This is a genomic window from Paenibacillus psychroresistens, assembly GCF_009728935.1.
Taxonomy (GTDB): Bacteria; Bacillota; Bacilli; order Paenibacillales; family NBRC-103111; genus Paenibacillus_AC; species Paenibacillus_AC psychroresistens.
This window is the reverse complement of record NZ_CP034235.1, coordinates 1,320,158-1,332,318: the sequence shown is the minus strand read 5'-3', so window position 1 is coordinate 1,332,318 and position 12,161 is coordinate 1,320,158. Positions and strand designations below refer to the sequence as shown.

General features: G+C 42.1%; 10 protein-coding genes. 2 read left to right on the top strand and 8 right to left on the bottom strand.

All coding sequences use genetic code 11. The annotated features are described in order from the left end of the window. Positions 1 to 2 precede the first annotated feature (2 nt). Entirely contained in the window at positions 3 to 818 is an 816-nt protein-coding gene (locus EHS13_RS05980) for an SAF domain-containing protein (RefSeq protein ID WP_162462978.1), read from the bottom strand. A 521-nt stretch (positions 819 to 1,339) separates the two neighbouring features. On the opposite strand from EHS13_RS05980, the gene EHS13_RS05975 reads away from it, so the two are divergent. Beyond that, positions 1,340 to 3,838, top strand: coding sequence for a S1C family serine protease (locus EHS13_RS05975; RefSeq protein WP_227013812.1), 2,499 nt, complete (start codon positions 1,340 to 1,342; stop codon positions 3,836 to 3,838). A gap of 98 nt (positions 3,839 to 3,936) precedes the next feature. Here the strand turns inward: EHS13_RS05975 and EHS13_RS05970 are convergent, their stop codons facing one another. Together EHS13_RS05970 and EHS13_RS05965 are read right to left on the bottom strand one after the other, a co-directional pair. Continuing rightward, the gene (locus EHS13_RS05970) at positions 3,937 to 5,313 is read right to left on the bottom strand and encodes a sialate O-acetylesterase (protein WP_155699483.1); all 1,377 of its coding nucleotides are present in this window, start codon (positions 5,311 to 5,313) and stop codon (positions 3,937 to 3,939) included. A gap of 36 nt (positions 5,314 to 5,349) precedes the next feature. Continuing rightward, the gene (locus tag EHS13_RS05965) at positions 5,350 to 6,240 is read right to left on the bottom strand and encodes an AraC family transcriptional regulator (RefSeq protein WP_155699482.1); all 891 of its coding nucleotides are present in this window, start codon (positions 6,238 to 6,240) and stop codon (positions 5,350 to 5,352) included. Between the two features lie 243 nt (positions 6,241 to 6,483). On the opposite strand from EHS13_RS05965, the gene EHS13_RS05960 reads away from it, so the two are divergent. Next, positions 6,484 to 6,918 carry a CBO0543 family protein gene (locus EHS13_RS05960; RefSeq protein ID WP_405083551.1) on the top strand — a complete coding sequence of 145 codons (435 nt, stop codon included), beginning with the start codon at positions 6,484 to 6,486 and terminating at the stop codon, positions 6,916 to 6,918. Positions 6,919 to 6,962: 44 nt separating this feature from the next. Here EHS13_RS05960 and EHS13_RS05955 read toward each other — a convergent pair whose 3' ends face one another. From EHS13_RS05955 to EHS13_RS05935, 5 genes are all read right to left on the bottom strand, one after another. Further along, on the bottom strand, positions 6,963 to 8,015 hold the full coding sequence (locus EHS13_RS05955) for an HD-GYP domain-containing protein (RefSeq protein WP_155699480.1): 1,053 nt from the start codon (positions 8,013 to 8,015) through the stop codon (positions 6,963 to 6,965). A gap of 25 nt (positions 8,016 to 8,040) precedes the next feature. After that, positions 8,041 to 8,418, bottom strand: coding sequence for a response regulator (locus EHS13_RS05950; RefSeq protein WP_155699479.1), 378 nt, complete (start codon positions 8,416 to 8,418; stop codon positions 8,041 to 8,043). Between the two features lie 4 nt (positions 8,419 to 8,422). Then, a complete protein-coding gene (locus EHS13_RS05945) occupies positions 8,423 to 10,786 on the bottom strand; it encodes a response regulator (RefSeq protein WP_227013997.1) in 2,364 nt (787 codons plus the stop codon). Between the two features lie 148 nt (positions 10,787 to 10,934). Continuing rightward, positions 10,935 to 11,567, bottom strand: coding sequence for an MBL fold metallo-hydrolase (locus EHS13_RS05940; protein WP_155699477.1), 633 nt, complete (start codon positions 11,565 to 11,567; stop codon positions 10,935 to 10,937). Positions 11,568 to 11,577: 10 nt separating this feature from the next. Continuing rightward, positions 11,578 to 12,144 (bottom strand): thioredoxin family protein, encoded by a 567-nt coding sequence (locus tag EHS13_RS05935; protein WP_155699476.1) that lies wholly within the window; start codon positions 12,142 to 12,144, stop codon positions 11,578 to 11,580. Positions 12,145 to 12,161 lie beyond the last annotated feature (17 nt).

Here is a 12,161-nt window from a genome sequence, read left to right as displayed (position 1 = left end):
TCCTATTTCAGATCTTTGTTAAAAATCTCTGTCCCTTGATACTTCAAGTATTGCTCCGATATTCGTGAATCTCCTCCGTTCTCGACCATAATATTAGCTAATGAGAGCTTTATTTTTCCAGCTAGCGCACCTATCACATAAACGTTGTACTCGGCTTCATTCATAATATAGGTATTCAATTCCGGTTTAGCATTTGGACTCGCCCGAATAAGATTCAAATCGGGTTCTTGATTATGCAGCATGCTTACATTTAAAGCCGAAAAGCCACCACCATTCTCGTAGGCATCTGAGATTTCGATTCCTTCCGCGCTCTTCACATCTGCAACGAGTAAGTTTTCCAGTAATTTGACGCTGCCAATCCACATACCACCTGTTTCAAGATCGTCGGAATGTCTTGGCTTATCGAATTCAACCCATACATCTACGCGATCTCCTCGTCTTATCATGTTGGAAACATTCTGTAAGGCATCGGTTTTAAAGGCGTAATAACGCTGATCCGGTCGTGGTGCTAGAATAGCATCAGCCAGCTTCCAAGCTGTAAATTCCTCCCCTGTGCTCAGGGGGACCTTGAGCTTCTTCCCACGAATGGCATCGATATCTATTAAAGCATTCGAATCATGCGCGGAAACGGGAATTAGTACATTTTGGACATTGTCGTTGGTGATCACTTCCCCAGCCTGTAAGGGCCTTAAGGGCTTTAATGTTCGCATCGTAGTTATCTTGGTTTGGTATTCATCCGTAAACTGATAATAGAAATAAAGCGAAAAGCAGATCATTAGCAAGCCCATTACATAAGCAACCCATTTGCGTTTATTCACGTCTTTCCTCCCACCTCCTCTCTGAAAAAACAAAAAGAACGCAACCCACGGATAGCTCTCCGTAAGTTTGCGTTCTTCGCAAACATTGCTTGCACATTCATTTGTATCACCGATAATAACATACAAAAGATTTGCTTGTCTACCTATTTTCATTAACGATTAATATAAATTTGAAATAAAAGGAATTACAGAAAGCTCATAGAATAAATGTAATTATCAATAACTATATTTTGTTATTAGTAAAATCATCCCAGGAGGAACCAACAGATGAGAAAGGTTTTATGCTTAATTCTTGTAATATTCATGGTAACATCAACACAAGGCACAACGATTTTTGCCGCCGATAACACTGTAAAAGCGCGTGATTTGGTACACGGATGACAATGGTATTCGCATGTTCTATTCGATTCCATCGAATTAACGCATGATGTTTTCGTTGACATAACAAATTTTTCCATGGTAAATTCAAATGAGTTTAATTCAGTTTAGGAAAAGAGGAGTTATAAGTGGAGATAGGTACTGTGAGTAGAGAGAGAAAGAAGCGTTATATTAGAGCAACTGGGGTTTCTATTATGGTGATTTGTTTATTGGCTTTGGGAATGCTTCAAGGGAGCCAATCGGCAAATGCAGATGATGCTTCAAGCACGATGACCGTACCACAGGTAATTGAAAAAGCAAAACCGTTTGTAGTGGCCATTATAGGTAAACCCACCGAATCAGAGGATCCTTATGGATATGGCATTGATAGTTCAAGCAATCGCTTTGATTTGGCCCATGGGACTGGGGTTATTGTTGGAGCAGACGGAGTTATTCTTACCAATGCGCATGTAGTAAAAAACATGAAAAACATTGTTGTTGTTACTTCAGACGGTAAGACTTACCCTGGGAAAACGACGCATTACGACGAAGTCAGCGATTTGGCATTAGTGAAAATTGATGCACAGGGCTTACCCGTAGCCACCTTCGGCGTGCAGTCTTCGATCCGTGTTGGTGATCCGGTGCTAGCTATTGGTACTCCGATTTCATTTGCATTGAGGAATTCCGTTACGCAAGGTATTGTTAGTGGAATGGAACGCACGATTAATTCTGAATATCTACTCCTCCAAACAGATGCGGCGATTAATGCGGGGAACAGCGGCGGCGCCTTGCTGAATATGAAAGGGGAAGTCATCGGAATCAACGCCTTGAAATTCAGCTCTGTCGGAGTGGACAGCTTGGGTTTTGCGATTCCAGTCGATACCGTTCAATATGTGTTAAAGCAATTTCTGGCTTATGGTAAAGTAAAACGCCCTTATCTAGGCATGGAGCTTGAAGAAGGCTGGGAAGCAGTTGTTGGTTTGCCAACCGTTTCCGCTTTGAATGTTGCTTACATCGAACCCGATTCCCCAGCAGCTAATGCAGGCATTAAACAAGGAGACACATTGGTTTCCGTGAATAGTGACCCAATCTCCTCTCTAGTAGAATTAAATGAAATTATGAAAAAATACCTGCCTGGCGACACCGTGAAGCTGAACATGAAATCAGGTGGTGCGGATGTCGTTCGAGAGGTTATTCTTGGAGAAGATTTGACTGGAACCATCTGGAAACAAGGTGAAGATGGCGCCTATATTGACGCTGACCAGGGTAAAACTGCAATTGGCGACAGCCATTTCGGGTGGTCGATGAATTATCCGGCAGAGCTTGTTAAATTGGATGGCTACGGGGATGAGAATACTATTTTTGGTGATGCAAAAGGCGAATTTGCAATATCCATTCAGGTAGAAGAAAAAGCCAAAGACGTATCTGTGAATGGTTTATTGCGTAAAACAGCAGCCATGAATGAAGGTATGATTTTCGAGAAAAAATATGTCGATACAGCCATCGTACCTTATGCTTTAGTGACAGGCAAGATCAGCGGTGAGGGCTATTATGTCTCCCGAGCTTTTCATAAAGAGGACCGAATCTATTACATTACTTTGTTCGTTAACACGGAAGAAAATTATAAAAATCCATTTAAGTTAAATGGTTATTTGCAATTAATGGACTCATTCTCCTTAACCTTTGATAAATCAAACACGGCTTTGAAGGATATATCATCCTTTAAAGATTTCAAAACTATTACTAGTGATTATGGAGTTTCGTTTGACCTCCCTTCTGAATGGACTTCATTCTACGATGAAACTTCCCTTAGCTTTGCTGATAAAACAAGAGAGCAATTCCTATCTGTAGAAATTACTTCAGCCTCATCTGGAGATACCTTGAAGGCTTGGACATCACGCCAAGAAAAGCTGTTTACAGACAGCTTCGTAACCGCCTATCGCAAAATAAGTGCTTTATCGGATAAAGTCGTATCCGGAGTACCGGCGAGTGGAATCCAGTCGTCATCGACCATGGACAGCAAAACCTGGCAAACCACTCAAACCTACTATGTGATTAAAGACAAATACAAATATAGCTTCATATTCGCTTTTGATGAGCATAAGAAAGCTGCTGATATGAAAGCTCTTGTCGATCAAGTCATGGATTCCGTAAAAATCCAAAAAGATACTATGGACACTTCGATCGGTTTTATTCAAGATGAAGCAGATATTGCAGTTGCAAATGCGACCCTGGCTTACACGAACAAGAAATATAAATACACCGTCCATATCCCAGAAACTTGGTTCTCTAGTGAATATGGCTTGAAAAAGGACATGCCTGCCCAAACCTATTATTTCACAGGTGGTACTGTTAATATCAATACAGACGACAAAACAAGCCTAGAGGATATCTGGAAGAAAGCTGAAGCAGGCTATAAACTAAGCACTAAAAATGATAAAAATTATAAATATAAAGTAACTTCCGAAAATAAATTTGGTGTAGCTGTAAAGAAAGTTGAGATTTCTTATAACCCTAAAGACGGACCTTATAAAGAGACTCAATATATCTTTAAAAAGAATGAGATTGTCTATAAAATCGTCTTGAACATCAATGATGCTGTGCATACCGAACAGAACGACAGCCTGATTAAGCAGGTTTGGACTACATTCCAAGTACAGTAGCTTCTGGTTTCTGGCATTACTTCATGATTTGAGATCCTAAAAAACGCAGCTCGCGGAAAACATTCCGCAGGCTGCGTTTATTTTTATTACTTACACTATTAAATTCGAACAATAAATGGAGTAATCCCCCGACAATTATCATCCAACAGACTAACCCTAGGATTAGCTCCATATAGCCCCGTAACCTTGGTAATTCCCTGTGGTTCTCGCTGCAAATTAAGATGTACTATCCCTGCATCTAAGAGTTTAACCAGATCTATATCGAGATGACCGAGCTCATCCTCCACTCTAAAATCCGTTATAGCGCGATGAGGTGTCCAATCTCCTCCAACATGAGCAAACTGCAATTGAAGCTGCCTTTTATCCTCATCCACAAAAGCTGCAGCAACTAGATCTGGAAAGCTTGAGCTAATTGGCAATCCATAAACATGTTCAAGTGCTGCCGATGCATACCGCTGGCCAATTACAACATTGGACAAGGAGCTATTATGAATTTCATCCGACATGCCGAGGCCAATCGTGACGATCAAGTAAACTCGCCCCAGCTCTAGAGATAGTTCACGTTGAATCTGCCTCATTTCACTCCACGCAAAATCATCCGCATTTGGTGAGACGACTCCATTGAGCTGTGCAGTAAATATTGGGAATGCATCATCCTGTAAAAGCTTACGTGTTTCCGCAACAAATTGTTGAAAACGATGCTTATACTCTTTTAATCCACTCGTTGAAGTATCCGATTCTCCCTGATGCCAAACTAGGCCAGCTGCTTTACCGCCTGCTTTCTCCAGCATCTCCGCCATATTATCAAACAGCACACCTGAACAGTCTTCACCATGAATCCACATCGAAATCGGGCTTCCTCCAAGAGCAGTCGGAATTAAACCAATAGGCACACTTGTTTTGAGAAAAATAGCTTTGGCAAATGCAATCCACGGACTGTGCCCGTGAAATACGCTGGTTATCGTAATCGGATGAAGGGTGTTCGTTGCATCCTCAAGTGGATGACTGCCTAGCTTCCATCGCTCATCATTGGCAAACATATGCACACCAAGCATCGGACCATCCTCTACTTCACCTTTCCCAGTACCTGAAGCGTTGCTTTGTCCAGCAATAATATACAAATCTCCGATGCCAATATGATGAATACAGTCTCCACGCATAGCTCTAGCATCAAGAGCATTTGGACGTCTTATCCGTGTTTCAATTCGATATAAACCACCTTGAGGGATCTGGTTCAAAGTGATTCTAAACTGCTTGTTCACCGTATCGAGCGCAGCGGTTTGCCAGTCTAGATAGTTTGTTACAGGCATTTGATTACTTTCATTTACTAAACGCGCTTGAATTGAAAATTCCTGCTCCTGAGTTTCCCAAGTCCCTATAAGACTCAGACTACCAAATCCTTGTTTATCTCGCTGAATAATCTGCCAATCCTCTGGTCCATCAACGATAGTTACTCCTGCAAATAATGGCTTCATTTCGTAGTTCCTCTCTGAATCGTGATTGTTTATATTTTATACCATTCTGCACATTTTTCGGTAGCCAAGCGGTGTATAGGTGGTTTGATTCTTGAATAATCGACAAAAATAATGCACAGAGCTTAAACTCAGCTGTTCAGCTATGAGGCTGACTGTAAAATCACTATGCTCTAGCAATTCTTTAGCTTTGCTGATTTTTTGCAGCAAATGATACTGATGAGGCGGAATGCCAAATTGCTCATGAAAGCAACGAGATAAATAATCTTCGTTATATCCGCTCCACTCGGTTAACCATTTACGTGAATAAGGAAGCAAGGCTGTCGATTCAAGCTTGATCTTCACATCAAACAGAAGCTTTACAAATGGAGAAAAGCTTGGCGCAACCGTATGGGTATGCCGATGCAGCAGCAATAACAGATGCAGAAAAAGTCCACGATTTGCAATGCTGCTTTTTTCACTATCATTTCGGAATTGTTTAATGATATCTAACAGCAACTCCGCGATGCCTGTCCCATAGACATTTATTTGATCGCCAATTTTCAGCTCATCAAGCCCTTTGTCTCCGATTACCATTAAATTCTGCAAAGCTGATGTGGATGTAGTTCGTCGCGAAACATCAATTATCGATTGTGGTGCTTTAACTGCTGTAAGCTTATCATGCCAAGTGAAATGAACCCCATACAATTCAAAAGGGTCCAATTGATCCGCTTTAAAAGTATGAATAACCTCAGGTCCATAGTAGAAGAGATCCCCTTTTCCAGCACTATATTCACGCGTTTCAATCTCCACGTTTCCGCTTCCTTTGGATACATAAATGAACTGATGATTGGAAATCGTTCGAGGTCCGAATTGAAAGCTCGGTTCGCATTGTAAGATATTTGCATAGTTGACAATTGGGTTCAACAAATCCCATGCGATACGCTGCATTTCTTCACTGTCCTTCTCTATAAACCGCTGCTTTCTTCTTCATAATAGATCGCATACTTAAGTCTGTAAAGTGCAATAAATGCAAAAGATAATTTTTTAAATAGCCGATTCCTGTTGTTTACATATTTCTATTCAATTCGGTTAAACTACTATGGAAATAAATTCTAGAAATCGGAGTGGGTTATTATCAAGCTTGAATATTGGTTACTGATCGGATTTTGGGTATTATTCATATCCGCTCTATTGATTCTTATACCTAAAAGGCAGATTAAAGAGGCTCTTTATGTCTTCCTGTTCGTGCAGGTTTTCACTTGGCCAGTAGGGTTAGCTGTGGTTGAATTAAATTTAATCGAATACCCAGTACGTTTTTTTCCAAATGCGCTAAAATCCAGCTTTACCTTGGAATATCTCGTTAATCCAGTGATTTGTGTGTTCTTTATACACTATTTCCCTAGAAGCTCCAAACGGATTATCCGAGTCGGGTATTATGTGCTTTGGACCTCTTTGCTAACGATTGCTGAATCAATCATAGAAAAATATACGGATCTGATCGAATATATAAACTTCACTTGGTATTATGGCTGGCTCGTTTTGTTATTTGTCTTTTATATATCTGATTTAGGATATATTTGGTATTTTAATGTTAAAAATAATAAAAAACCTCAACCAGCCGATTGAGGTTCTTTATCGCGAGTGCAGCAGAGCCTGTGACTGCTAACGATTTACAAGGGATTTTCCGAAATACTGTTTTCGTTAAACATTTCAATAAATATATCCACAAGCTGCGGGTCAAAATGAATGCCGCGCTGCTCTACCACCTCATCGAGCGCTTCCTGTGGGGTCCAAGCTCTTTTGTATGGTCGTTCATGGGTTAAAGCATCATAGAAATCAGCAAGTGCTACGATACGCGCTTCAATGGGAATCTCTTCTCCCTTCAACGCTTGAGGATAACCAGTGCCATCCCATTTCTCATGATGGGCTTGGGCAATAACTCCTGCCAATTTCAAAATTGTGAAGAAGCTGCCTTCCAGAATATTGGCACCGATCGTCGTATGTGTTTTCATCCGTTCGAATTCGTGCGGTTCAAACCGTCCCGGTTTCAGCAATAGCTCATCCGGAATGCCAATTTTTCCGATATCGTGAAGCGGTGCCGCCATTCGAATCATGTTAATTAGTTGTTCCGAGAGTCCTAGACGACCTGCGATCAAGCCAGACAAATGTCCTACCCGTTGTGTATGCTGACCTGTCATATCATCGCGATATTCCGATGCGCGCCCGAGAAGCTGTAGAATTTCAAATTTTGCCTTTTCTAATTCCTCTGTTCGCTCCTTTACTCTCTCCTCTAATTTGCTATTATACTGTTGGAGCTCTAAATGAAGGAATCGTGTTTTCAATAAATTATGAATACGGAGAATGACCTCCGTTCTATCAAAAGGTTTTGTTAAAAAATCATTCGCTCCTGCTTGAAGCACCTGCTGCTTGGCCTCAGGAGTCATATCAGCAGTAAGCACTAACACTGGCAAATAACTGTCTTCCCCACTTCGTTCACGTATCAGCTTCAGCACCTGCAGACCATCCATACCCGGCATATGTAAATCTAGCAAAATAATATCGGGTTCAATCTCCACCAACATATTTTCAACCAGGTGGGGATTCATAGTACTGAACAAATGCTTGAATTCTGCTCGTCTTAGAATTCGTTCCAAGAGACTAATATTGTATTCCTGATCATCGACAATCAGTATCTTCGCGAGCTTTAGCCCGGTCTCATCCATATATTTCACTCCATTATTATTGCATTTAATTGCTCTTACTCTTATCTAACGCTGCGGCTATCTTCGCAAGCAGCCGACTTAGTTCAACCGGCTTGGTATCGAAATCATCACACCCTGCTTGATAAGCCTCGGCTTCATCCTTAGCCATTGCATGAGCTGTCAAGGCAATGACCGGAATATGCTTCGTGTCAGCCGTGCTCTTGAGCAAACGGGTTGCCCCCCAACCGTCTAGAACAGGTAAACTCATATCCATCAATATCAAATCTGGTAGCTCCTGTATGGCCAGATCAACACCTAGTTGGCCGTCCTCAGCCGTTAAAACACGAAATCCTTTGCGCTCTAACCGCCGAGAAAGCATGTCCCGATTCATTTCATTATCTTCGACCAGAAGAATGGTAGGCATTTAATCAAACTCCTTCTATAGCAACGGTAATCAACCGGTGAATTTCTGCCAATAATGATTTGTGATCAAACGAGCCTTTTTGAATGACACCTTTTACATAACCGTTTAATTTCATTTGGTCTTCCGACGTAATCGTTTTGGCAGTCAGAACAACAATAGGAATAGCGCTCCATGCCTCATGCTTGCGCAATTCTGCAACAAATTGAAAGCCATCCATCTCCGGCATCATTAAATCAAGCAAAATCAATTGAGGTATTTCCCTTGCCACTTCCTCCAGAGCAACCCTGCCGTTTGCGGCTTGAGTAACTTTATACCCTTCTTTGTGCAGCAGCTTGGCCATCATCTCGCTTGTCATTACATCGTCCTCGATAACCAGAACGGAGTGATCCGTTCGATGTAAGATGTACTTGTCCATCACGACGACCAAACGCTCACGCGGCACTGGTTTTGTGAGAAATTCAGAAGCACCAAGCGCGAAGCCCATTTGTTTATCATCTGTCATGGACAAGATAACAACGGGTATATCCTCCAGCTCCGGATCACTCTTCAATGCGGACAAAACACTCCACCCGTCCATGCTAGGCATCAGAATATCCAAACAGATTACTTCCGGGTGAAGCTTTTTTGCAAGTCTGAGCCCTTCCTGGCCGCTGTCGGCAAATGCCAATGTCCATCCTTCTTTAGCAAGATACCTCCGCATTAATTGGTGATTAGATGAGTCGTCATCAATGATAAGAATGCTAGCCTGACTGATTTCCTCCGAATTTTTACGATTAGCTGCAGGTGGATTCGTAATCAAACTCTGCTCAGGTGAATCTGTTGGCAGCCAGCAAGTAAATGTACTACCCGAACCAAGCTCGCTTTCAACATAAATATCGCCACCCATGATACTGCAAAAGCGTTGGCTGATTGCAAGCCCAAGACCGGTGCCTCCATAATTGCGAGTTGTTGAAGAATCCGCTTGTGTGAAGGGTTGAAACAGCTTCTCAACCTGCTCGGCTGACATGCCAATTCCTGAATCCTTCACACTAAAGCAGTAGCCAATCTTATCATTCCTTATTTGTTGAGATATGTCGAATACAATTGTACCGTTTTTAGTAAACTTACTTGCATTACTGAGTAAGTTCAACAGAATTTGACGCAGCTTCGTCACATCAGTAGTGATCTCACCATCCAATGTGTGGATTTCCAGCTGATTCCCGTTCGCCTCCATAAGCGGCTTGACGGTAGTCCTCACATCCTCTATTATGCTTTCCAAACCACATGTCTCAAAATAAACCTCCATCTTACCTGCTTCGATCTTTGAGATATCGAGAATATCGTTGATGAGCGCAAGCAGATTTTTACCTGATTTGCTGATTTTACCTAGATCCTCCACAAAAACGATCTCGCCAAGTTCTTCAGCTTCTTCCATCAGCATTTCACTATACCCAATAATGGCATTCAAAGGCGTCCTCAGCTCATGGCTCATATTAGCCAGAAATTGGCTTTTAATCATATTTGCCTTAATAGCTTCATCACGGGCCCTCTCAAGCTGATCTGTTCTTTCTGCAACCAACTCTTCCAAATTATCATTCAATTCTAGCAGCTCTTGGTTTTTTAGGTAGATTTCATTGGTTTTTTGCTCAATTTCTGAATCCTTTTGCGAGAGCCGCTTGGAAATGAATATCCCGAGCAACGATAATCCAAGAATATATAAAGTACCACCTGATATGAAATAAGCCAGCCATTTCTGATCCAGAACCATACCTGAGGAAATTGCAGCTTTCTCACCCATCTGGAAATTAGCAGCTTTCATCCCCATATAATGCATGCCCACGATCGCGGCACCCATAATCAAACCACTTCCAGCTTTTTTCCAAACCTCACCACGTTCTCCACCCTTGCGAAAATAAAACGCTAACCATAACGCCGCAATCGAGGCGATAATTGCGATTATGATGGAAAATGAGAAGTATAAAGGATCGTATGTAATATCAACCAGCATGGCAGACATTCCGATGTAATGCATAGCTGAAATGCCTACAGCTAGCAGCAACCCGCCAATAAGCAGCCGAAGCAAGCTTAGTTGATTTCGGCCAACGACGAAAAGTGCAGTGAACGACGCAACCAAGGCCGCCAATACAGACAGCAGAACAGGCATAAGGTCATAAGCCACCTGCATAGGCAGTGAAAAAGCGAGCATCCCTACAAAATGCATCGACCATATGCCCATCCCCATAATGACAGTCCCAAACAGGAGCCAGAACAATCGCCTTCCCCCAGATGACCTGCTTACCCTCCCTGCCAAATCTAGAGCCGTGTATGAAGCCACAACAGCAACAATATATGAGAATATAACCAGTATCCAATCATACGAACCATGCATATGTTCCACTTTAAAAAACCCTCTCTGTTTAAAAATAAGCTATTCCTAGTATATCGGTATTTTTTTATTTGGATTGAAGCGTACAGAAAAAAACAAGCCGCGGTTATCCGTCAGCTTGTGTTTTAGATAATTATGGTTCCCATTCATGCTATTTTCCTGAAACAAATGGATTATTAGCTTTCTCATAACCTATGGTCGTGCGTGGTCCATGTCCCGGATAAACCTTAACTGCATCGTCTAGCTTATATAATTTAGTCTTAATGGAATCATATAGAACACGCTCGCTGCCTCCTGGTAAATCCGAACGGCCCACGCCTGCCTTGAAAAGCACATCCCCGCTGAAAAGGTGATTTTCCCACAGAAAGCTTACACTGCCCGGCGAGTGACCTGGTGTATGGAAGACTTTAAAGCTGATGCCCATCAATTCAAGCTTCATACCCTCTGCAAGTGCAAATTCTGCTGGATCCGTTACGATGGGTGGAGTTACCTCCGACCAACGCAGCGAACCATTCTTCTTCGCATCTGTAAGCCAATCTGCCTCGAGATCATGAATATAAACAGGACAGCTTTTCAGCTTGCGAATTTCATCTACTCCGCCAATATGATCAAAATGCGCATGCGTCAGCAGAATAGCCACCACATCCAAATCAGTAATCCGCCGAATTAACGCAGCTGGATTCATCCCTGGATCAATAATAATCGCTTTATTACTCTCTGTATCCTTCAGTAAATAAGCATTAGTTTCAAGAGGTCCTAAGGAAAGAGCTTCAATACTAATCATGCTAATAATCCTATAACGAGGAAATCAAGTCACGTAATTCGGTGATAATTACAGCTTGATAGCCTGTGCCTTCGCCATATTGTCTACCCATCTCTGTACGTGCTACAGCGATTTTTTCTTGATAATCCGCTGCTTCCCGATCTGGGTTTTGCTTCTTGAATTCGGTCATGATGGATTGTACATTAGCTGGACGTGGTCCCCATTTCCCAAGCACTACACCGCTTGTATCTGTGAAAATGACGATTGGAATTGCCCGGCCTCCACCTGTAAGAAATTGATCCATGGTTTCAATATGCTGCTCCATAATCAACACTTCAGTTGGAATACCGCTGTTTTCTAACGCTCTAAAGATCACAGGAACATTGCGCACAACATCGCCGCACCATTCTGCACTTAGAATAAGACAACGCAGATCATCACGGTTGCGCAAGGATGCGAAAAACGCTTCGTCTTCCTTATTAGCCCACTCATATTCATCATACCATTTCAAAAAGGCATCTCTATTCTTGTCTATACCATCCATAAACTGCTGGGGCGAAATCCCCGTTCTCAGCTTCGTCGCTAAATTAACTGCCATCTCCAAAAAACCTCCTA